Origin of the sequence: Micromonospora eburnea (assembly GCF_900090225.1) — a bacterium.
GTDB lineage: Bacteria > Actinomycetota > Actinomycetes > Mycobacteriales > Micromonosporaceae > Micromonospora > Micromonospora eburnea.
The window spans coordinates 700983-721781 of record NZ_FMHY01000002.1; the positions used below are offsets into that span (position 1 = coordinate 700983).

Consider the following 20799-nt stretch of genomic DNA (forward strand, 5'->3'; position numbering starts at 1 on the left):
TCGTAGTAGAACCGCCGTCCGGTAGGTGCGGAAGGCCCTCTTTCACGGAAAGAGTGGCCATCCGGCGCGCGGAGGCCACTCTCTCCGTGAGGTTGGGCAGATCTTGTGCGACCCGCGCGGCTACACGCCCTTGGGGTGCCAGACGGTCTTCGTCTCCAGGAAGGCGGTCATTCGGGTGGTGCCCGGGTCGGCGGACCAGTCCTGGTCGGCCGGGGCCGGCCGGAGCACCCGCTTGAGGTTCTCCGCCGCCTTGACCTCCAGCTCCGCCGCCAGCTCGGCGTCGGCCACCCCGGTCAGATCGATCGCGTTGACGTCCATGTGCCCGGCCAGCGTCGGCACCGTCTCGCTGATCCGGCCGGTGAGGATGTTGACCACACCGCCCGGCAGGTCGGAGGTGGCCAGCACCTCGGCCAGGGTCACCGCCGCGAGCGGCGCCGACGGGGAGGCGGCGACCACCACCGTGTTGCCGGTGACGATGGCCGGAGCGATCACGCTGACCAGACCGAGCAGCGCCGGGGCCTCGGGGGCCACCACGGCCACCACCCCGGTCGGCTCGGGCGCCGACAGGTTGAAGTACGGCCCGGCCACCGGGTTCGCGCCGCCGTACACCTGGGGGAGCTTGTCCGACCAGCCGGCGTACCAGACCCAGCGGTCGATCGCCGCGTCCACCTCGACGGCCGGCACGCCGAGCGCGACGAACTGCTCGCGGCGGCCCTCCAGCATCTCGGCGACCCGGTAGAGGATCTGACCCCGGTTGTACGCGGTCGCCCCGGCCCAGCCCTTCACGGCGGCCCGGGCGGCGACGACCGCGTCCCGCGCGTCCTTGCGGGACGCCAGTGCGACGTTGGAGTCCTGCACGATGTACGACCGTCCCGACTCGCTGCGCGGGAACTTCCCGCCGATGAAGAGCTTGTACGTCTTGCGTACCGCGACCCGCTCAGACATTGAGGTACGCCTCCAGCCCGTGCCGGCCGCCCTCGCGACCGTAGCCCGACTCCTTGTAGCCGCCGAACGGCGAGGTGGGGTCGAACTTGTTGAACGTGTTGGCCCAGACCACGCCGGCGCGGAGCCGGTCGGCCATCCACAGGATCCGGGAGCCCTTGTCGGTCCAGATCCCTGCCGACAGCCCGTACGGCGTGTTGTTCGCCTTCTCCACCGCCTCGGCCGGGGTGCGGAAGGTGAGCACGGACAGCACCGGGCCGAAGATCTCCTCGCGGGCGATCCGGTGGGCCTGGGTGACCCCGGTGAAGATCGTCGGGGCGAACCAGAAGCCGCGCTCGGGCAGCTCGCAGGCGGGCGACCAGCGCTCGGCGCCCTCGGCGGCGCCGGCCTCGGAGAGCTCCCGGATCCGGGCGAGCTGGGCGGCCGAGTTGATCGCGCCGATGTCGGTGTTCTTGTCCAGCGGGTCGCCGACCCGCAGCTGCGCCATCCGGCGCTTCAGCGACTCCAGCACCCGGTCGGCGACGGACTCCTGCACCAGCAGTCGCGAGCCGGCGCAGCAGACGTGCCCCTGGTTGAAGAAGATGCCGTTGACGATGCCCTCGACGGCCTGGTCGACCGGGGCGTCGTCGAAGACGATGTTGGCGGCCTTGCCGCCCAGCTCCAGGGTGAGCTTCTTGCGGGTGCCGGCGACCGCGCGGGCGATGGCCTTGCCGACCTCGGTCGAGCCGGTGAACGCGACCTTGTCCACGCCCGGGTGCTCGACCAGCGCCCGGCCGGTCTCCCCGGCGCCGGTGACGATGTTGACCACGCCGGCCGGCAGGTCGGCCTGCTGGCAGATCTCGGCGAAGAGCAGCGCGGTCAGCGGGGTGGTCTCGGCCGGCTTCAACACCACCGTGTTGCCGGCGGCGAGCGCGGGGGCGATCTTCCAGGCCAGCATGAGCAGCGGGAAGTTCCACGGGATGACCTGCGCGGCCACGCCGAGCGGCTGCGGATTCGCCCCGAAGCCGGCGTGCTCCAGCTTGTCGGCCCAACCGGCGTAGTAGAAGAAGTGCGCGGCGACCAGCGGGACGTCGACGTCCCGGGATTCCTTGATCGGCTTGCCGTTGTCCAGCGACTCCAGCACGGCCAGCTCGCGGGAGCGCTCCTGGATGATCCGGGCGATCCGGAACAGGTACTTGGCCCGGTCACGGCCCGGCATCGGACCCCAGACCTTCTCGTGCGCCGCCCTCGCGGCGCGGACCGCGCGGTCCACGTCCTCGTTGCCGGCCTCGGCGATCTCGGCGAGGACCTCCTCGGAGGCCGGGTTGATCGACTTGAAGCTGCCGCCGTCGACCGGGTCGACGAACTTCCCGTCGACGAAGAGCCCGTACGAGGGCTTGATGTCCACCACCGAACGCGACTCGGGGGCGGGGGCGTATTCGAACATCGCGCTCAGTCCAGGGTGAAGTAGTCGGGACCGGAGTAGACGCCGGTCTTCAGCTTGGTCCGCTGCATGAGCAGGTCGTTGAGCAGGCTGGACGCGCCGAACCGGAACCAGTCCGGGTCCAGCCAGTCCGCGCCGACGGTCTCGTTGACCATGACCAGGTATTTGATCGCGTCCTTGGTGGTCCGGATGCCGCCGGCCGGCTTCACGCCGACCTGCCGCCCGGTGGCGGCGCGGAAGTCGCGGACCGCCTCCAGCATCACCAGGGTCACCGGCGGGGTGGCCGCGACCGGGACCTTGCCGGTGGAGGTCTTGATGAAGTCGGCGCCGGCCAGCATGGCCAGCCAGGATGCCCGCCGCACGTTGTCGTACGTGGTCAGCTCGCCGGTCTCCAGGATCACCTTGAGGTGGGCGTCCCCGCACGCCTCCTTGGTGGCGACGATCTCGTCGTACACCGCCTGGTAGCGGCCGGCCAGGAAGTCGCCCCGGCTGATCACCATGTCGATCTCGTCGGCCCCGGCCGCGACGGCTGCCCGGGTGTCGGCGAGCTTGACCTCCAGCGGTGCCTGGCCCGACGGGAAGGCGGTCGCCACGCTGGCCAGGTGCACGGCGCTGCCGCGCAGCACCTCGGCCACGTACGGGACCATGGCGGGATAGACGCAGACCGCGCCGACGTGCGGGCAGGACGGGTCGGCCGGGTCGGGGCGCAGCGCCTTGGTGGCCAGCGCCCGCACCTTGCCGGGGGTGTCGGCCCCTTCGAGGGTGGTCAGGTCGACCATCCGGATCGCCAGGTCGATCGCCTGGGCCTTCGCGGTGGTCTTGATGGATCGGGTGCCGAGTTGCGCCGCCCGCTGCTCCGCGCCCACCTGGTCCACGCCGGGCAGGCCGTGGAGGAAGGTCCGCAGAGCGGTCTCGGATCGTCCCAGCTCGGAGAGGTCCGACCGGGCCGACGTCGCTGTCGCCGTCATGCCGTGAATAGTACGCATCTCGCGGTGCTGTGATCTTGGTCACGGAGGCCGGTCAGGGGTTCCGTACGTGAGCGAGGTCGCTGGTCAACCGGCGCGTGCGGTGCGCGGCGACGCGGCCGGGTAGGTTGAGCGTTCGTGGACGTACACCTCATTGACCACCCGCTCGCCCAGGCGCGGCTGACCGCCATGCGGGACGAACGGACCGACTCGCCGTCGTTCCGGGCCGCACTGCGCGAACTCACCACCATGCTGGTGTACGAGGCGGCGCGCTCGTTCCCCGTCGAGAAGTACTCGATCCAGACCCCGGTCACCGCGACCGAGGGCACCCGACTGGCGAACCCGCCGCTGCTCGTGCCGGTGCTGCGGGCCGGTCTCGGCATGGCCGACGCCGCGCTCGGGCTGCTGCCCGAGTCGTCCATGGGCTTCGTCGGCCTGGCCCGCGACGAGGAGACGTTCGAGCCGCGCGCGTACATGGAGTCGCTGCCCCGGGACCTGAGCGGCCTGCCGGTGCTGGTGCTCGACCCGATGCTGGCCACCGGCGGCTCACTGGAGCACTGCTGCCGGCTGCTCGCCGACCGTGGCTGCACCGACATCACGGTGCTGTGCGTCCTGGCCGCGCCGGTCGGCATCGAGCGGCTGGAGCGCTCCGGCCTCCCCCTGCGCCTGGTCACCGCCTCCATCGACGAGGGCCTCAACGACCGCAAGTTCATCGTCCCCGGCCTCGGCGACGCCGGCGACCGCCAGTTCGGCGGCATGCCCCGCTTCTAGTCCCCTCTTCCGATGGCCCGCCGCCCCGGCCAGCGCCGCGGCGGCGGGCCATCGTCGTCGCGCCCGTCGCGCGCCCGTCGGTAACGATCTGCCCCGCCGGTGACACATACCTGCTGTCCATGTCAGGAACTCCGGTCGGGAGAGCGATCAGATGAAACCCGTGGGTGAGCGGGACGAGGACTGGTTCACCAGCCTCTACGCCACGCACTACCCGGACATCGTCAGATACGGACTGCGGCGGCTTCCGAATGCCGACGCGGCCACCGAACTCGCCCAGGACGTTTTCATCGTCGCCTGGCGGCGGCGGAGCGAGGTCCCCGAGCGCCCTCTTCCGTGGCTCTACGCCGTCGCACGGCACACCGTGGCGAACCGCTGGCGGCACGGGCGCACCGTTCCCACCCTGCTCCCGCTCGCCGAGGCCGATCAGGTGCCGGCGGGGTTCGTCGAGCCCGACGCCATGGCACCCGTGCTCGACCTGCACCGGGCGCTGCGTGAGCTACCCGAAGCCGACCAGGAGATTCTCCGGCTGGTCGGCTGGGAGGACCTCAGCGTCGCGGACGCAGCCGTCGCCATGGGCTGCACCCGCTCCGCCGCTGCGGTACGGCTCTTCCGGGCCCGGCGTCGACTGCGTTCCGCCCTGGCCACACCCGTGCCGCTCAACAACCCCCGATCGGTGTCAGTCCATGTCTGAAAGGAGCACCATGCGCACCCAGCAGCAGGTTCGGAACCTCCTGGGCCCGGCCGATCCGGCGCGTGGCGTGGCCCTGCCGCCGTCATCGCTCTCCGCACACGACGTGATCATGCGGGCGGAGACCAGCGCGCCTCCCGCGCCGGTGCCGGCTCGCCGACGTACGAGCCGCCGCACGGTCCTGGTCGGCGCGGCCGTCGCGGCGGCCGCGGTCGCGTCCGCCGGCGTGGTGCCGCTTCTCCAGGACGGCAGCGCACCCACCGAGCCGACGCGGCCGGTCGACGGGATCGTGCTGCAACCGGTGGGCTACGAGATCGCCTCCGACGCAGAACCGGCCGGGCCGCACCTGCGGGCGCTTGCCGGGCGCATCACCGACGCGTCCTACGACCGGGAAGGCGGTCGCTACGCCTACCACCGGGTCAAGTCCTGGGGCGGCTCGATGCAGCAGTCGCAGGAGGGTTACCTGGTCAGTTACGTGGAGGAACGCCGGAGCTGGGCCACGCCCGACGGCCGCCGGTGGACGGACCGCACGGAGCTGGGCATGGAGTTCCCCGACGCGGCGTCCCGGGACTACTGGACGAGGCAGCTGCCCGCGCCCGCCGTCAGCCAGGCGGCCGCAGGGCCCGTCGAGGAACCACGGGATCAAGCTGACAGGCGCCTGCCTGCCGACCGTGCGGCACTCGCCCGTCTGCTCCGGACCGACCTTCCGGCTCTCGACATGGCCGATGCCGTGTACAACACGTACGTCCGGCACCTGGTGCCGCGGCGGACCCGTGCCGACATCCTGACCATCCTGGCCGACAAGCCCGGTTTCGTGTGGCGTGGCCGGGTCGTCGACCGGGCCGGCCGCCCGGGCCTGGCCGTCACCGCCGACCTCACCCTGGCCGCGGACCGGCCCGAGGACACGCAGCGCTACCAGATGTTGCTGATTTTCGATCCGGGTACCGGTGAACTGCTCGCCCAGGAGTACCTGGAGCAGGCCCCTAAGCAGCGCGTGCTCCACTACGGGCTGCTGCTCCAGGCCAGCCATACCGACACGCTCGGCTGACCGGTACGGGGTCCGGCTGGCGTGGGCGGGGCAGGCGTCCCGCCCACGCCAGCGGTGCCCGCACGCCATCAACGGAGGTTCGCGCGCGGAGCACCGGGGGCGGCGGGTCGGATCAGAGGCCGAGGGTGGTGGCGATCTCGGTGCGGAGGGCCGCCACGGCGTCCGTCGCGCGGGCACGGGCCGCCGGCACGTCGCCGTCCGCGACCGGCTCCACCACCTCCAGGTACGCCTTCAGCTTCGGCTCGGTGCCGGAGGGGCGGATCACCACCCGGGCCGCGTCGGTACGCAGGATCACCACGTCCGCGTCCGGCAACAGGTCGGACGCCTCGGTCACCGGGTGCCCGAGCAGCGAGGCCGGGACGGCCGTCCGGAGTCGCGTCATCATCTGCGTGATCTTCCGCAGGTCGTCCACCCGTACCGAGAGCTGGTCGGTGTGGTGCACGCCGAACTCGGCGGCCAGCTCGTCCAGCCGGTCGGTGAGCGTACGGCCCTCGGCCTTCAGGCCGGCCGCCAGTTCGGCCACGGTCAGCGCGGCGGTGATGCCGTCCTTGTCGCGTACGTGCTCCGGCGCGACGCAGTAGCCGAGCGCCTCCTCGTACCCGAAGACCAGCGGCTGGCTCCCGCCGCCGGCCCGGACGATCCACTTGAACCCGGTCAGCGTCTCGTCGTATGGCAGGCCACGGGCCGCGCACATCGCCCGGAGCAGGGACGACGACACGATGGTGGTGGCGTACAGGCCGGTGACCCCGCGGCGCATCAGGTGGTCGGCGAGCAGTGCGCCGACCTCGTCCCCGCGCAGCATCCGCCACGTTCCCGCGCCGTCCGGGACGGCCACCGCGCAGCGGTCCGCGTCCGGGTCGTTGGCGATGGCGAGGTCCGCGCCCGTCGAGCCGGCCAGCGCGACCAGCTTGTCCACCGCGCCCGGCTCCTCCGGGTTGGGGAAGTTCACCGTCGGGAAGGCCGGGTCCGGTTCGGCCTGATCGGGCACCACGCCGGGGGTCGGGAACCCGGCCCGGGAGAAGGCGGCGGTCAGCACCGCGGCACCCACCCCGTGCAGTGGCGTGTACGCCACCTTCAGGTCGCGCGGTCCGGCCGGGTCGACCACCGCGACGGCCCGCTCCACGTACGCGGCGACCAGATCGTCGCCGAGCACCTCGCCGGCCGGGCCGAGCGGCACCTTCGCCAGCGGGCCGACCGCCCGGATGGCCGCCTCGATGCCGGCGTCGGCCGGCGGCACGATCTGCGCGCCCGCGCCGAGTTCCCCGCCGAGCTGCGCGCCCAGGTAGACCTTGTAGCCGTTGTCCCGCGGCGGGTTGTGGCTGGCGGTGACCATGACCCCGGCCACCGCGCCGAGGTGCCGCACCGCGTACGCCAGCACCGGGGTGGGCAGCGGGCGGGGCAACACCAGGGCCGGGCGACCCGCGCCGGTGGCGACCTGTGCGGTGCGCTCCGCGAAGGCCCGCGACCCGTACCGGGCGTCGTACCCGATGACCAGCGGACCGGTGCCGCCCTGTTCGGCGAGCCAGGCGACCAGCCCGGCGGCGGCCTGGGTGACCACCGCGAGGTTCATTCCGTTCGGGCCGGCGCGCAGCGGGCCGCGCAGCCCGGCGGTGCCGAAGGTCAGTGGTCCGGCGAACCGGTCGGCCAGCTCCGGTGCGCTGCCCGGCAGCTCGTCCAGGACCGCGCGCAGCTCGTCCCGGCTGGCCGGGTCGGGGTCGTCGTCGAGCCACCGGAGGGCCTGCGCGCGAAGTTCGTCAAGGTCAGTGGTATCCGCCGCCATTGCCCCTTGATAGCACGGCGCCGGATCACCACCGTCCGTCGGCCTCGGCTCAGTTGCTCCCGGAGAACTGGAACGACCGGACCATCGCGTCGAAGATCGGCTTGCTCTCGGCGAAGTCGGCGTCGTTCGAGGTCAGGTAGAACGAGTAGACCTTGCCGCCCTGCACCACCCCGCGCCACACGCCGTGCCGCATCGAGTCGCCCTCACCGCAGGTGTACTCGAACTCCGCCGCCGGCTTGCCGGCCAGCTCCTGCTCGGTCACCGACACCTCGGTGTACGGCTCCGAACAGGTCTTGCTGTCGGGGGCCTTCTTCTTGAGATTCCGGGAGGCGGACTTGGCCCAGCTCATCGAGTCGCCCTTCCACGTCTCGGCGAGCACCCGCACCTTCCGGCCCTCCTGCTGCGGGTCGACGAAGTCGACGTAGACGCCGCCGGAGTCCTTCCGCTCCCAGCCCTTCGGCACCTGGACGGTGACGCCCTTGATGGACTGCTCCTGCATCTCCACCGGCGGGGCCTCGGCGCCGGCGGTGGGCAGCGAGTTCACGATCGGCGGTTGGGGCTCGTCGCCGCCGCTGTTGAGCGCGATCACGGTGATCAGCAGCAGTACGGCGACGCCGCCGGCCACCCCGAGCTGCACCTTGCGCGGCCAGCCCTTGACGGTGTCGACGAGCTGGTTGCCGAGGCTGCGGGCCTTGCCGAGCGCGCCCCCGTCGGCGGGTGCCGGCGCCGGGGCGGTGGGCCACGGCTGGCCGGTGCCGGGCACCGACCACTGGGCGCCTGCGTAGACCGGCTGGGTGGCGTCGGCCCCGTGGCCGTAGACCGGCTGGGTGGCGTCGGCCCCGCGGCCGTAGACCGGCTGGGTGGCGTCCGGGTGGGCGCCGCCCGGCTGGATCGCGGCGGCCCCGTGGCCGTAGACCGGCTGGGTGGCGTCGGGGTGGGCGCCACCGAGGCGCTGCGTGGCGTCCGGGTGGCCGGCCGCCAGCCGCTGGGTGGCGTCGGGCGAGATCCGCTGGGTGGCCTCCGGGGCGGCGGTGGGTGCGGGCATCGCGCCGGTGGGCGTGTCCAGCGGGCTGGCCAGGGCGTCGGCGCTGGTCTCGTCGAGCGCCGCGGCGGCCGGGACGGCCGGCGGCTCGGGACGCTCGCCCCGGCGCAGGGCGGCGAGCCGGTCGGTCAGCGACTCGCCGGGGGCGATCATCGCCCGGCCGCCGATCTGGCCGGTCGGCTTCGGCTCGGGCGTGATGATCGCGGGCGGCGTGGCCGGCCGCTGCACCGGCACCACCGCGTACGGGTCGGTGACCGAGTTGACCGCGGTGGCGTTGCTGGTCAGCGGGCCGGCGAGCAGCTCGCGCAGCATGGCCCGAGCGGTGTGCACGTCCATCCGCCGGGCCGGGTCCTTCTCCAGCAGGCCCATCAGCACGCGGGTCAGCGCGCCGCTGCGCTGCGGCGGGGCCGGCGGGTCCTCGACCACCGCGTGCATGGTCTCGATCGGGTCACCCTTGTCGAACGGGGGACGCCCCTCGACGGCGGTGTAGAGCGTCACGCCGAGGGAGAAGAGGTCGCTCGGCGGGCCGAAATCCTGGCCCATCGCCCGCTCGGGCGAGATGAAGTGCGGCGACCCGAGGACCATGCCGGGCGTGGTGAGCTGCACGTCGGTGGGCATCCGGGCGACGCCGAAGTCGGTCAGCACGCAGCGGCCGTCGGTGCAGATGAGCACGTTGGCCGGCTTGACGTCGCGGTGCAGTACGCCGATCGCGTGCGCCACCTCCAGCGCGCCGAGCAGGGCGATGCCGATCTTGGCGACCGCGCGGGGCGCGACCGGCCCGTCCTCGATCACCATGTCGGCGAGGCTGCGCGCGTCCAGCAGCTCCATCACGATCCACGGCCGGCCACCCTCGGTGACCACGTCGTACACCTGGACCACGGCGGGGTGCTGGATCGCGGCGGCGGCGCGGGCCTCACGGAGGGTGCGCTCGTACATCGCGTCACGGTCGCTGGGGGCCAGCCCCGGCGGGAGGACGACCTCCTTCACCGCCACGTCGCGGCGCAGCAGGGTGTCGGTGGCACGCCATACCGTCCCCATGCCGCCGTTGCCCACCGGAGAGCGCAGTGAGTAGCGACCGCCGATGGTCGTGCCGGGTGCCGCGCGTCCAGTGGGGGGACTGACTGGTCCGCCGCTCCACGTCGGGATCTGAGTCACAGAAAAGCCACCGGGGGATATCGAGGGGCTGGGACACAACCCCCCTATCTTGCTGGTTCCGACGCCGGATGCGAAACCCGACGCGGCGGACGTTTACCTACTCGACGGTACGCGGTCAGCTGCTCACCCCCTGCCGAGGCGCGCCGGACCCCTGGTGTGCCCTATCCCTCAGCCATCGACGGCCCGCCGCGTCCTACCATCCGGGCATGAGCGAACGGCGGTCGAGCGAGTCCGGTTTCCCGATCAAGGGCGTCTACACGGCGGACGACCTCCCCGAAGGGTTGCCGGAGCGGCTGGGCGTCCCGGGCGGATACCCGTACACCCGCGGGGTCTACCCGACGATGTACACCTCCCGCCCGTGGACCATGCGGCAGTACGCCGGCTTCGGCACCGCCACCGAGTCCAACGCGCGCTACCACCAACTCCTGCGCGCCGGCACCATGGGCCTGTCGGTCGCCTTCGACCTGCCCACCCAGATGGGGTACGACTCCGACGACCCGATCGCGCACGGCGAGGTGGGCAAGGTCGGCGTCGCCATCGACTCGATCGAGGACATGCGGCTGCTCTTCGACGGCATCCCGCTGGACAAGGTCTCCACCTCGATGACCATCAACGCGCCCGGCTCGGTGCTGCTCCTGCTCTACCAGCTTGTCGCCGAGGAGTCCGGGGTGCCGGGGGCGGCGCTCAACGGCACCATCCAGAACGACATCCTCAAGGAGTACATCGCCCGCGGGACGTACATCTTCCCGCCGAAGCCCTCGCTGCGGCTGGTGGCCGACACCTTCGCGTACTGCCGGGCCGAGGTGCCGAAGTGGAACACCATCTCCATCTCCGGCTACCACATGGCCGAGGCCGGCGCGACGCCCGCGCAGGAGATCGCGTTCACCCTGGCCAACGGCGTGGAGTACGTCCGGGCCGCGCTCGCCGCCGGGCTCGCCGTCGACGACTTCGCGCCCCGGCTGTCGTTCTTCTTCGTCGCCCGGACCACCCTGCTGGAGGAGGTCGCCAAGTTCCGCGCGGCCCGGCGGATCTGGGCCCGACTGATGCGCGACGAGTTCGGGGCGCAGAACCCGAAGTCGATGATGCTGCGGTTCCACACCCAGACCGCGGGGGTGCAGCTCACCGCCCAGCAGCCGGAGGTGAACCTGGTCCGGGTGGCGATCCAGGGGCTCGGCGCGGTGCTCGGCGGCACCCAGTCGCTGCACACCAACAGCTTCGACGAGGCGATCGCGCTGCCCACCGAGAAGGCGGCCCGGCTGGCCCTGCGTACCCAGCAGGTGCTGGCGTACGAGACGGACCTGACCGCGACCGTGGATCCGTTCGCCGGGTCGTACGTGGTGGAGGCGATGACCGCCGAGATCGAGGCGGCCGCCGACGAGCTGATGCAGCGGGTGTTCGACCACGGCTCGGCGGTGGACGCGATCGAGGCCGGTTTCCAGAAGCGGGAGATCGAGCAGTCCGCGTACCGGATCGCGCAGGAGATCGACTCGGGTGACCGGGTGGTGGTCGGGCTCAACCGGTTCCAGATCGACGAGGAGGAGCCGTACGAGCCGCTGCGGGTGGACCCGGCGATCGAGGTCGCGCAGGCGGAGCGGCTGGCGAAGCTGCGGGCCGAGCGGGACCCGGGCGCGGTCGAGCGGGCCCTCGCGGAGCTGCGCGCCGCCGCCGAGGGCACCGGGAACGTGCTCTACCCGATGAGGGAGGCGCTGCGTGCCAGGGCCACCGTCGGCGAGGTGTGCGGGACGCTGCGCGCGGTGTGGGGGACGTACCGGCCGAGCGACCGGTTCTGAACCGATGCGGTCCCGCCGGTGCCCACCCGGGTTGACCGGCGTGGCCGTCGTGCTGTCCGAACCTCGTCTGAGCTGGGAAGACGCGCTGGTTCCGGCGTACAGTCGATGCTCTCCCCGTACATCGGCGGAAGCGGTGGCGGCGTTGCGAAGGTGCCGGCGGGCTCGTGCCGGCCCGCCCGGCGGCACCTTCGGCGCGGACCCTCCGGGCGACGTCGCCCGGCTCGTCCGTCGGGGCCGTGGGGCAGTGGCGCCCGGGCCGTGGCGCGCGTGTGCGGATCGGGAATGCGGGTAACCCGATCGGGTGAACGGGACGGACAGACTGTGCGGTCGCACTTCCGGCCGTCCTGTCACTGTCGGGAGTTGTCCGGCAGCCGGCCGTTGTCACGCAATTGTCGGAGTGCCAGTTAATTGCCGCGACTAATGCGACAATTCGGAACGGCGGCCCATGATTTTGTGACCGCTGAATCGGTTACGCGTTGTAGGAGGTGTGGGGCAGATGACGGCGTTCGACCGCGATCTACCTGCTGTCCCGCAGATGCTTGAGCCCTCTCACCAGGGCATTCGTGACGCTGCGCGGTCCGATCGCTACTCGAAAGAGGTTGCCCAGCGTCACCGGCGGAGGTCTAGGCTGTCTGCTGTTCTGCCCGATGATCCATCCACTTCTAGTGATCGAGAATTCGACGTGACGAGTGCGTTGACGCTGCCTTCCGGCAGCCCGCTGGCGTCGTCCTGGCCGGAGGCGCCATCCGGGTCCCAGCCCCTGCCTTTCGAGCTCGACCATCTGTTGGCGCTACGGGTACCCGGCCTCATCGCCACCCGACGTCATATCCACTCCCACCCGGAGCTTTCCGGCCAGGAGTTCGAGACGGCCGCGCTGATCCACCGGGAGCTCTCCCTCGCCGGGCTGAAACCACGCCTGCTGCCCAAGGGCAACGGCGTCATCTGCGACATCGACGGGCGCCCGGACGGCCCGGTGATCGCCCTCCGCGCCGACATCGACGCCCTCCCGCTGACCGACCCGAAGGACGTGCCGTACCGGTCCACGGTGGACGGCGTCTGCCACGCCTGTGGACACGACGTGCACACCACCGTGATGCTCGGCGTGGGCATGCTGCTCGCCCAGCTCGCCGACCTCGGCCAGCTCGACGGCCGGGTCCGGCTCATCTTCCAACCGGCCGAGGAGATCCTGCCCTGCGGCTCGCTGGAGGTCATCGAGGCCGGCGGCCTGGACGACGTGGTGCAGATCTTCGCGGTGCACTGCGACCCGAACCTGCCGGTCGGCCGGGTCGGCCTGCGGGTCGGCCCGATCACCGCCGCCGCCGACAACGTCACCGTCCGGCTCACCGGCCCGGGCGGGCACACCGCCCGCCCGCACCTCACGGTCGACCTGGTTGACGCGCTCGGTCGGCTGGTCACCGAGGTGCCGGCGCTCGTCAGCCGCCGGGTGCCGGCCAACAGCGGGCTGCTGCTGGTGTTCGGTCACGCCTCCGCCGGCACCCGCTACAACGTCATCCCCTCCGAGGCCTCCGCCGCCGGCACCCTGCGGGTGATGGACCGCGACACCTGGGACCAGGCCCCGAAGATCGTGGCCCAGGTGGTCCGCGACGTCATCGCGCCCACCGGTGCCACCGTCGACCTGGAGTACCTGCGCGGTCGCCCGCCGGTCACCAACGATGCCCGGGCCATCGGCGTGCTCACCGCCGCCACCGCCGCGTCCCTCGGCCCGGAGGGGATCGCGGAGACCCCGCAGAGCATGGGCGGCGAGGACTTCTCCTGGTACCTGGAGCACGTGCCCGGCGCGCTCGCCCGCCTCGGGGTCGGCCGGGACGGGCCCAACGTGGACCTGCACCGGGCCTCGTTCGACGTGGACGAGCGCGCCATTCCGGTCGGCGTACGCCTCATGGTCCAGACCGCGCTGCGGGCACTGGCGGCGGCGCGCTAGGCGGCGGACCACCCACCGGCCCGGCCGGTCCCGGCACCATCGGCGCCGGTCCGGCCGGCGGCGTCCGCCGCCGGGCCAGCCGGATCAGCACCGCCACCGGTACGCCGATCACCAGCGCGAACGGCAGCACCGCGCCCAGCACGGTGAGGGCCACGCTCAGCGTGCTCAGGAACGCCGACCAGCCGCCCCGCAGTCCGACCAGGAAACCCAGCTCGTCGTCGTCCTCCGTGACGGTCACGGCCTGGGGGCCGACGAAGGTCACGGTGATCGTGGAGAGCGCGGTCAGATCGGCGAGCCGGCGCTTCTTCGCCTCCAGCGACGCGAGGTCGGCCTCCCGCCGGCCCACCTCGTTCTCCAGCGTGACCAGGTCGTTGATCGAGGTGGCCCGGGCCAGTAACTTCCGGGCGCTGTCCACCCGGGCGCGCTGGGTGGCGATCCGGGCGTCCAGGTCGACGGTCTCCTCGGTGACGTCCTCGGTGCGGATCTCGCGTCGTTCCTGCTTGCCGAGCCCGGCGAGTCCGTCGATGACCGCGGTGAACCGGTCGGCCGGCACCCGCAGGGTCAGCTCGGCCTTGGCGTCCGCCGACTCGCTGGTCCGCTGGTCGCCACCGACGAATCCGCCCGCCTCGCGGGCTCGGGCGATCGCATCGCGGGCCGCCCGCTCCACGTCGTCCACCCGGACCTGCATCGTTCCGGTGTAGATGATCGACCGCTGGTCCACCCGCAGGTCGGCCGCGCCCGAGCCACCCGCCGCGCCCGTGTCCTGGCCCGCGCCGGCTTCCGCCTTGGCGGCCCCGTCCGCGTCGACCGCCCCACCCACGGCGGGCCTCGCCTGGGAGTCGCTGGCCCCGCTCCCGCCGTCCGCGGAGCAGGCCCCCACGGCCAGCACCGCCACCAGCCCCACCGCCGCCAGCGGCACGGCCCGGCGCAGTCCCTCTCGTTCTCGCATCTCCCCGCTCCGATCCTCAGCGACCCCGCGTCGGGGTCGATACCTCGGACGTGGCGCGCCAACGCCCCGGTTCCGGCAGACTGCGCTGAGGACGTCACGATTCGATAATCGAGGAGTCACGATGCAGCTCACCAAGTACGGCCACTCCTGTGTCCGGCTGGAGCACGACGGGGGAGTGCTCGTGGTGGACCCCGGGGTCTACAGCGAACCCGAGGCGCTGGACGGGGCGGACGCGGTGCTGATCACCCACGAGCACCCCGACCACGTGAACGTCGAGGCGCTGACCCGGGCGCTGGAGCGGCGGCCGTTCACCGTCAACGGGCCGGCGTCGCTCGCCGACATCCTCGGTGACGCCGCCGAGGCGCTGGTCGTGGTCGCGCCCGGTGAGTCGTTCACCGCCGCCGGCGTCCCGGTCCGCGCGTACGGCGGGCAGCACGCGGTCATCCACCCCGACATCCCCGTGATCCAGAACGTGGGCTACCTGTTCAACGACGTCGTCTACCACCCGGGCGACTCGCTGGTCGTACCCGACGACGTTCAGGTGGACACCCTCTTCGCCCCGATCCACGCGCCCTGGTCGAAGTTCTCCGAGGTGGTCGACTTCATCCGGGCGGTGGCCCCGCGCCGGGCGTACGCGCTGCACGACGGGCTGCTCAACGCCAACGGCTTCGGCATCTACGACCGGCAGTACACCGCGCTGTCGAAGACCGACTACCGCCGCCTCGAACCGGGTACCCGGATCGACGCCTGACCGGCGATGGCCGGTCCACCCCCGGAGCTGGTCCAGCGGCTCTACGCGACGCCGCCGGACCGGTTCGTCGCGGCCCGGGACGCCGCGGTCGCCGAGGCGCGCCGGTCCGGCGACCCGAAGGCGGCCCGGGAGATCGCCCGGCTGCGCCGCCCCACCGTTGCCGCCTGGCTGGTCAACCTGCTGGCCATCCACCGGCCGGAACTGGTGGCCGACCTGGCGCAGCTCGCCGAGTCGCTGCGCGTCGCCCAACGCGAACTGCGCGGCGGCAAGCTGCGCGAGCTCTCCGCGCAGCGCCGGGCCGTCGTCGGCGCGCTGGTCGGCGAGGTACGCAAGCTGGCCGCCGCCGAACCGGCCGCCCCGCCGGCCGGCAAGCTGCCGCTCGCCGAGGTGGAGGCGACGCTCAACGCCGCCCTGTCCGACACCGAGGTGGCCGAGCAGATCCGGGCCGGCCGGCTGCTCCGGGCCACCCACTACGCCGGCTTCGGCGAGGTGCCCCGGCCGCAGCTGCGGCTGGTCACCGGTGGTGCGGAGGAACCGCCCGTACCCGAGCGGGCCGGGACCCGGCGGGCCCGCGACGAGCAGGCCGCCGAGCGGGCGGCCCGGGCCGAACGGGCGAAACGCCGCCGCGCGCTGGACCGTGAGCTGGCGAAGGCCCGTGGCGACCAGGACCGGGCCGAGCGGGAGCTGACCGAGGCCGTCCGGTCCGAACGGGACGGCGCCGCGACGCTGGACCGGATCGAGACCGAACTGGCCGAGCTGGAACGCCGCCGGGCCGTCGCCGAGCAGGAGCTGAGCCGAGCCAAGCTGACCCGGCGGGGCGCCGAACGCTCGGTAACCGCCGCCCGCCGGCGCACCGGCGAGGTGGAGGCGGCGCTGGAGGCGCTGGACGCCGAAGAGGGGGATGCCGCGGACGGTGGTCACCGGGCAGACTGAGCGTGATGGATGACCATGGTGGATGGACGGCGCGCCGATGACGCCGGAACAGGTCGCCGCCGCCAGTAAACCGCTGGTGCTGGAGCTCGGGGAGACCTTCTCCCGCCGTCCGGCGACGCTGCGCCGCGCTCGGCTGCTCGGCATCTCGGGCTGGGCGTTCTACATCACCGGCCGGGCCGGCGCGCTCGGTGACGTCCGAGCCGAGACGGTCGCCGCCGCGCTCGGGTTCATCGCCCCCGAGGCGGTCGCCGACGGCTGGGACGCCGCCGCCCGTACGGTCCGGCCGCTGGAGGTGGCCGGCGCGAACCTGGCCGAGTGCTGCCGGTGGGGTGCCGAACAGCTGGGCGACGCGCCCCAGGCGCCCCGCCTGGCCGGCCTGCTGGAACGCGTGGCCGACGCGGCCGACAGCAGCGGGATGCCGCTCTTCGCCGCGTGGCGGTCCATGCCGGTGCCGGATCGCTCGCCGGGCGCGCGGGCGGCCGTCGCGCTGCTGCTGCTCCGCGAGCACTTCGCCGGGGCGTACCTGCTGGCCGTCCGAGCGGCCGGGATGACCCCGCTGGAGGCGGTGCTGGCCGGGCCGGAGGGCGAGGCGGGGGCCGCCGCCTGCGGCTGGGCGCCCCCGTACCCGCCGGTCGGGCCGCTGGTGCGGCGGCGGCTCTGGGCCGAGGCGGTGACCGACCGGTTGGCCTCGACGGCGTTCCGGGCGCTCGCCCCCGGCGAGGGGGCGGAACTGCTCAACCTGCTCACCGCCGCCAGGCTGCACCTGCGCGGCGGATAAATGAGAGGCACGGCCGTCGGAGGGCTGCCAGGATCGGCGCCGTGACGCTTCCCGCCGGCTGGACCGCCCGCCGTCCCACCCTCGACGACGTACCCGCGATCCTGAAGGTGGTGCACGCCGCCGACACCTTCGCCGTGGGCTACCCCGACTTCGACGCCGACGACGTGCGGACCGCGCTGACCGCTCCGTTCGTCGACATGGCTCGGGATTCGTGGCTGGTCACCGAGCCGGACGGTACGGCGGTCGGCTGGACGATCCTGAGCAACCCGACCGGGGTGGGCCGGGAGTTCATCGAGGTCTACGTGGACCCCGACCGGGGAGGCGTCCTGCGCGCGCCGCTGTTGGACCGGCTCCTCGACCGGATCGCCGAGCGGGCCGCCGAGCGCCGCCTGCCCGCGCTGACCGTCCGCACCGCCGTCTTCGCCCCGGAGACGCGCTGGGCGGCCGAGCTGGTCGAGGCGGGCTTCACCCGGGTCAAGCGGTACGTCCGGATGACCCGCTCGCTGACCGACCTGCCCGCCGAGCCCGCCCCGCCGGCCGGGGTGACCATCCGGTCGCTGCGCCCCGACGACGAGGCCGACCTGCGGGAGTTCCACCGGATCTTCGACACCGCGTTCCGGGACACCCCGGACTACGAGCCGCTCGGCTTCGAGGCGTGGCGGGAGCAGCTCCCGTCCTACGGCAAGGTCTGGGACGAGTGGTTCGTCGCCGAGGTCGACGGGGAGCCGGCCGGTGCCCTCCAGTCCTCCGACCAGGCTCTCGACCGGGACATGGGCTGGGTACGCACGCTGTCGGTGCTGCCCGCGTACCGGCGGCGCGGGGTGGGGGCGGCGCTGCTGCGCCGGGCGTTCGCGGTCTACGCCGCGAAGGGCCGGGTTGGCGCCGGGCTGGGCGTCGACCTGGCCAATCCGACCGTCCCGGTGACCCTCTACCGCTCGGTCGGGCTGCGCGAGGTGCGCTGGACCGACATGTACGAGCGGACGGTCGCCGCCACGGAGGTGTGACCCGTTACCCGCGCTCCGGGGTCGCCGCCCGGCCGGGTGATCGGCCGGGGAGACTGGACGCGTGCGATACGCGCTACGCGGAGGCGGTGCCGGTGGGGCGGGAACGCAGCTCGGTGACGTAGTCGTCCGGCGCGCCCGCCTTCTCCGCCGCGTTCGCGATCTCGGAGAGGTACCACGACGTCGGCAGGCCGCCCTCGTACCCGTCGAAGACGTAGACCCACGCGGTCATGTCCCCGTCGAGGGTGGAGATGCGGACGGTGAGTTTCCGGTACGTCCCGGCGGCCACGCCCTCGATCTCGTCGAGCTGCGCGGCGTCGTACGGGTGGATGTCGTAGAGCGCCACGAAGACCCGGTCGCCCGGGGACTCGACGACGGTGCTGACCGAGCCCTCCCAGCCAATGACGCCCTCGCCCGCGAAGGTGAGCCGCCACCCCTCCAGCCAGCCGGTGCCCACCATCGGCGAATGCGGGCAGTAGGCGCGCATGCGGGCGGGGTCCAGGTTTGAGCCATAAGCGGCGTACAGACGCACGGCGATGACGATAGCCCGGCTGACGCGTGGGGGAGAATACGACGGTGCGTGTCGAACGCGACGGGAGAAGAAAGTCACTGTGAGCACTGATGAGGGGCGAGCGCTGTGAGCCAGATCGTGATCATCGGCGGGGGACCGGCCGGGTACGAGGCGGCGCTGGTCGCCGCCCAGCTGGACGCTGATGTCACCGTGGTCGAGGCGGAGGGGGCCGGCGGCGCGTGCGTGCTTTCCGACTGCGTCCCGTCGAAGACCTTCATCGCCAGTTCAGAGGTGGTCACCGGCTACCGGGACACCGAGGAGTTCGGCGTGCACTCGGACGGGCTGGAGGCGGTGACCGTCGACGCCCCGGCGGTGCACGAGCGGGTCAAGCGGCTCGCCCTGGCCCAGTCCGCCGACATCCACGCCAAACTGGTCAAGGCCGGGGTCGAGTTCGTCGCCGGCACCGCGCGGCTCGGCGAGGACACGCTGGGTCACACCCACCGGGTGATCGTCACCCCCGACGGCGGAGGCGAGGCGTACTCGATCGCGGCGTCCACCGTCCTGATCGCCACCGGCGCCACCCCGCGCCAGCTCCCCACCGCCGTCCCGGACGGCGAGCGCATCCTCACCTGGCGTCAGGTGTACGACCTGCCGGAGCTGCCCGAGCACCTGATCGTGGTCGGTTCCGGCGTGACCGGCGCCGAGTTCGCCAGCGCGTACCTGGCGATGGGTGTCCAGGTGACCCTGGTCTCCAGCCGGGACCGGGTGATGCCGCACGAGGACGCCGACGCGGCGATGGCGATCGAGCGGGTGTTCCGCAACCGGGGCATGACCATCCTCAACAACTCCCGCGCCGAGGCGGTCCGCCGGATCGGCGACGGTGTCGAGGTGGTGCTCGCCGACGGCCGGGTGGTGGTCGGCTCGCACGCGCTGATCGCGGTCGGCTCGATCCCCAACACCGCCAACCTGGGCCTCGCCGAGTACGGCGTCGAGCTGGCCCGGGGCGGCTACGTCACCGTCGACCGGGTGTCCCGGACCAATGTCCCCGGCATCTACGCCGCCGGTGACTGCACCGGGGTGCTGCCGCTGGCCAGTGTCGCCGCCATGCAGGGCCGGATCGCGATGTGGCACGCGCTCGGCGAGGCGGTCCGGCCGCTGCGGCTGCGTACCGTCGCCGCGAACGTCTTCACCGACCCGGAACTGGCCACGGTCGGTGTCTCACAGGACGAGGTGGACGCCGGCAAGGTGCCGGCCCGCCAGGTGATGCTGCCGCTGTCCGGCAACGCCCGGGCCAAGATGGACGACCTGGCCGACGGTTTCGTCAAGCTGTTCTGCCGCCCCGCCAGCGGCCAGGTGATCGGCGGTGTGGTGGTGGCGCCGAAGGCCAGCGAGCTGATCCTGCCGATCACCATGGCGGTCGAGAACAACCTCACCGTCAACGAACTCGCCCAGACCATCACCATCTACCCCTCGCTGTCGGGCTCGATCACCGAGGCGGCCCGCCAGCTCATGCTCCACGAACTGGAGTGACCCGCCGCGTCCACCTCCCGACCGGCCGTGCCGGTCGCCCCCGTCACCAGGATCATCTCGGCCTCCTCGTCCGACCGGCCGCCGTCGACCCGTCAGTCGGACGCCAGGAGGTGAAGCCTGCTTGAGGTCAACGGCGCGGACGCGGCTTCCGCCTCCGGGGCGGCCCCGGCGACGGGGCCGGCCGGCCGGCGGGTCAGGCTCACCGCGACCACGCTGAGCAGGGTCACCTCGGTGAGGATGAGCAGGCGTTCGACCAGGCCGAGCAGCATCCGGTCACCGGGGTAGGCGGACCAGACCATCGCCCCGGCCAGCAGCAGGCTGACCATGGTGAGCGCGCGCAGCCAGCCGGCGGCGCGGCCACCCAGGTGCCCGGCGAGCAGCCAGCCGGCGACCGGCAGGGCGAGAAAGGCCACCACCGAGGCGTAGCGGTGCAGATAGGCCGCGGTGTCCATGGGCAGGCCGGGCTCGTTGGTGGGCACCACGGCGGCGGTCAGCAGGCCGGCGGTCCAGGCCGCCATAAACAGCGCCGCGACCCGTTGCCGCCGTCGCGGCCCGCCGGGCTCCGACCCCGATCCGGTACGCCAGAGGGCCGGGATCAGCATTGCCGTCGCGGCGGCGAGCAGCGCCATGGCCACGTCGATCACGCCGCCCCGGTCCGATACGGCGAAGTCGCTGACGGTCAGGGACCAGGGGTCCAGGTCGTCGTTGACGACGACGTGACCAAGCACGGCGAGTACCGCCGCCAGGGCGATCCCGCCGAGAGCGAGCAGGCCGTTTCTCTGGTTTTCGGGCATGCCTCA

General features: G+C 72.8%; 18 protein-coding genes. 10 read left to right on the forward strand and 8 right to left on the reverse strand.

Annotation, left to right across the window (positions count from 1 at the left end; all coding sequences use genetic code 11):
• Positions 1 to 120 precede the first annotated feature (120 nt).
• Genes GA0070604_RS03585 through deoC form a run of 3 tightly spaced genes read right to left on the reverse strand, consistent with a single transcriptional unit; the run spans position 121 to position 3333 of the window.
• Positions 121 to 945 carry an aldehyde dehydrogenase family protein gene (locus GA0070604_RS03585; RefSeq protein ID WP_091114071.1) on the reverse strand — a complete coding sequence of 275 codons (825 nt, stop codon included), beginning with the start codon at positions 943 to 945 and terminating at the stop codon, positions 121 to 123.
• Positions 938 to 2368 carry an aldehyde dehydrogenase family protein gene (locus GA0070604_RS03590; protein WP_091114074.1) on the reverse strand — a complete coding sequence of 477 codons (1431 nt, stop codon included), beginning with the start codon at positions 2366 to 2368 and terminating at the stop codon, positions 938 to 940. The genes GA0070604_RS03585 and GA0070604_RS03590 overlap by 8 nt, the downstream gene beginning before the upstream one ends.
• A gap of 5 nt (positions 2369 to 2373) precedes the next feature.
• Entirely contained in the window at positions 2374 to 3333 is a 960-nt protein-coding gene (gene deoC / locus GA0070604_RS03595; RefSeq protein ID WP_091114077.1) for a deoxyribose-phosphate aldolase, read from the reverse strand.
• 135 nt (positions 3334 to 3468) lie between these two features.
• On the opposite strand from deoC, the gene upp reads away from it, so the two are divergent.
• The 3 genes from upp (at position 3469) to GA0070604_RS03610 (ending at position 5837) form a co-directional block, all read left to right on the forward strand.
• Positions 3469 to 4101, forward strand: a complete 633-nt coding sequence (gene upp / locus GA0070604_RS03600; protein WP_091114081.1) for a uracil phosphoribosyltransferase — start codon at positions 3469 to 3471, stop codon at positions 4099 to 4101.
• Between the two features lie 151 nt (positions 4102 to 4252).
• On the forward strand, positions 4253 to 4792 hold the full coding sequence (locus GA0070604_RS03605) for an RNA polymerase sigma factor (RefSeq protein WP_091114083.1): 540 nt from the start codon (positions 4253 to 4255) through the stop codon (positions 4790 to 4792).
• A gap of 10 nt (positions 4793 to 4802) precedes the next feature.
• The gene (locus GA0070604_RS03610; protein ID WP_091114086.1) at positions 4803 to 5837 is read left to right on the forward strand and encodes a CU044_5270 family protein; all 1035 of its coding nucleotides are present in this window, start codon (positions 4803 to 4805) and stop codon (positions 5835 to 5837) included.
• 112 nt (positions 5838 to 5949) lie between these two features.
• Here GA0070604_RS03610 and GA0070604_RS03615 read toward each other — a convergent pair whose 3' ends face one another.
• Together GA0070604_RS03615 and GA0070604_RS03620 are read right to left on the reverse strand one after the other, a co-directional pair.
• Entirely contained in the window at positions 5950 to 7617 is a 1668-nt protein-coding gene (locus tag GA0070604_RS03615) for a phospho-sugar mutase (RefSeq protein ID WP_091114090.1), read from the reverse strand.
• A gap of 49 nt (positions 7618 to 7666) precedes the next feature.
• The gene (locus GA0070604_RS03620; RefSeq protein WP_091114093.1) at positions 7667 to 9814 is read right to left on the reverse strand and encodes a serine/threonine-protein kinase; all 2148 of its coding nucleotides are present in this window, start codon (positions 9812 to 9814) and stop codon (positions 7667 to 7669) included.
• Positions 9815 to 10020: 206 nt separating this feature from the next.
• On the opposite strand from GA0070604_RS03620, the gene GA0070604_RS03625 reads away from it, so the two are divergent.
• Both GA0070604_RS03625 and GA0070604_RS03630 read left to right on the forward strand, forming a co-directional pair.
• Positions 10021 to 11604 (forward strand): acyl-CoA mutase large subunit family protein, encoded by a 1584-nt coding sequence (locus tag GA0070604_RS03625; RefSeq protein ID WP_091114097.1) that lies wholly within the window; start codon positions 10021 to 10023, stop codon positions 11602 to 11604.
• Positions 11605 to 12286: 682 nt separating this feature from the next.
• Positions 12287 to 13546 (forward strand): amidohydrolase, encoded by a 1260-nt coding sequence (locus tag GA0070604_RS03630; RefSeq protein ID WP_091114100.1) that lies wholly within the window; start codon positions 12287 to 12289, stop codon positions 13544 to 13546.
• Here GA0070604_RS03630 and GA0070604_RS03635 read toward each other — a convergent pair.
• Positions 13503 to 14495, reverse strand: a complete 993-nt coding sequence (locus tag GA0070604_RS03635) for a DUF4349 domain-containing protein (RefSeq protein ID WP_091114104.1) — start codon at positions 14493 to 14495, stop codon at positions 13503 to 13505. The two genes, GA0070604_RS03630 and GA0070604_RS03635, sit on opposite strands and share 44 nt — an antisense overlap.
• A gap of 121 nt (positions 14496 to 14616) precedes the next feature.
• On the opposite strand from GA0070604_RS03635, the gene GA0070604_RS03640 reads away from it, so the two are divergent.
• From GA0070604_RS03640 to GA0070604_RS03655, 4 genes are read left to right on the forward strand one after another with little or no spacing between them, the layout of a single operon-like run.
• Complete coding sequence (locus tag GA0070604_RS03640) at positions 14617 to 15246, forward strand: MBL fold metallo-hydrolase (protein WP_091114107.1); 630 nt, start codon at positions 14617 to 14619, stop codon at positions 15244 to 15246.
• A gap of 6 nt (positions 15247 to 15252) precedes the next feature.
• Entirely contained in the window at positions 15253 to 16179 is a 927-nt protein-coding gene (locus tag GA0070604_RS03645) for a hypothetical protein (protein WP_091114109.1), read from the forward strand.
• A 37-nt stretch (positions 16180 to 16216) separates the two neighbouring features.
• Complete coding sequence (locus tag GA0070604_RS03650) at positions 16217 to 16957, forward strand: SCO6745 family protein (protein WP_091126880.1); 741 nt, start codon at positions 16217 to 16219, stop codon at positions 16955 to 16957.
• 41 nt (positions 16958 to 16998) lie between these two features.
• Complete coding sequence (locus tag GA0070604_RS03655; protein WP_091114113.1) at positions 16999 to 17961, forward strand: GNAT family N-acetyltransferase; 963 nt, start codon at positions 16999 to 17001, stop codon at positions 17959 to 17961.
• A 73-nt stretch (positions 17962 to 18034) separates the two neighbouring features.
• Here GA0070604_RS03655 and GA0070604_RS03660 read toward each other — a convergent pair whose 3' ends face one another.
• Positions 18035 to 18490, reverse strand: coding sequence for a gamma-glutamylcyclotransferase (locus tag GA0070604_RS03660; RefSeq protein ID WP_091114117.1), 456 nt, complete (start codon positions 18488 to 18490; stop codon positions 18035 to 18037).
• 105 nt (positions 18491 to 18595) lie between these two features.
• Between GA0070604_RS03660 and GA0070604_RS03665 the strand changes: the two genes are divergently transcribed.
• The gene (locus tag GA0070604_RS03665) at positions 18596 to 19999 is read left to right on the forward strand and encodes an NAD(P)H-quinone dehydrogenase (RefSeq protein ID WP_091114120.1); all 1404 of its coding nucleotides are present in this window, start codon (positions 18596 to 18598) and stop codon (positions 19997 to 19999) included.
• Positions 20000 to 20091: 92 nt separating this feature from the next.
• On the opposite strand, the gene GA0070604_RS03670 is transcribed toward GA0070604_RS03665, so the two are convergent.
• Positions 20092 to 20793 carry a DUF998 domain-containing protein gene (locus GA0070604_RS03670; protein WP_091114123.1) on the reverse strand — a complete coding sequence of 234 codons (702 nt, stop codon included), beginning with the start codon at positions 20791 to 20793 and terminating at the stop codon, positions 20092 to 20094.
• Positions 20794 to 20799: the final 6 nt, after the last annotated feature.

Coding starts and splice junctions, on each gene's coding strand:
- GA0070604_RS03610 (WP_091114086.1), top strand. CDS start 4,803: ATGCGCACCCAGCAGCAGGTTCGGAACCTCCTGGGCCCGGCCGATCCG.
- GA0070604_RS03640 (WP_091114107.1), top strand. CDS start 14,617: ATGCAGCTCACCAAGTACGGCCACTCCTGTGTCCGGCTGGAGCACGAC.
- GA0070604_RS03605 (WP_091114083.1), top strand. CDS start 4,253: ATGAAACCCGTGGGTGAGCGGGACGAGGACTGGTTCACCAGCCTCTAC.
- GA0070604_RS03590 (WP_091114074.1), bottom strand. CDS start 2,368: ATGTTCGAATACGCCCCCGCCCCCGAGTCGCGTTCGGTGGTGGACATC.
- GA0070604_RS03650 (WP_091126880.1), top strand. CDS start 16,217: ATGACGCCGGAACAGGTCGCCGCCGCCAGTAAACCGCTGGTGCTGGAG.
- GA0070604_RS03635 (WP_091114104.1), bottom strand. CDS start 14,495: ATGCGAGAACGAGAGGGACTGCGCCGGGCCGTGCCGCTGGCGGCGGTG.
- deoC (WP_091114077.1), bottom strand. CDS start 3,333: ATGACGGCGACAGCGACGTCGGCCCGGTCGGACCTCTCCGAGCTGGGA.
- GA0070604_RS03670 (WP_091114123.1), bottom strand. CDS start 20,793: ATGCCCGAAAACCAGAGAAACGGCCTGCTCGCTCTCGGCGGGATCGCC.
- GA0070604_RS03615 (WP_091114090.1), bottom strand. CDS start 7,617: ATGGCGGCGGATACCACTGACCTTGACGAACTTCGCGCGCAGGCCCTC.
- GA0070604_RS03585 (WP_091114071.1), bottom strand. CDS start 945: ATGTCTGAGCGGGTCGCGGTACGCAAGACGTACAAGCTCTTCATCGGC.
- GA0070604_RS03625 (WP_091114097.1), top strand. CDS start 10,021: ATGAGCGAACGGCGGTCGAGCGAGTCCGGTTTCCCGATCAAGGGCGTC.
- GA0070604_RS03645 (WP_091114109.1), top strand. CDS start 15,253: ATGGCCGGTCCACCCCCGGAGCTGGTCCAGCGGCTCTACGCGACGCCG.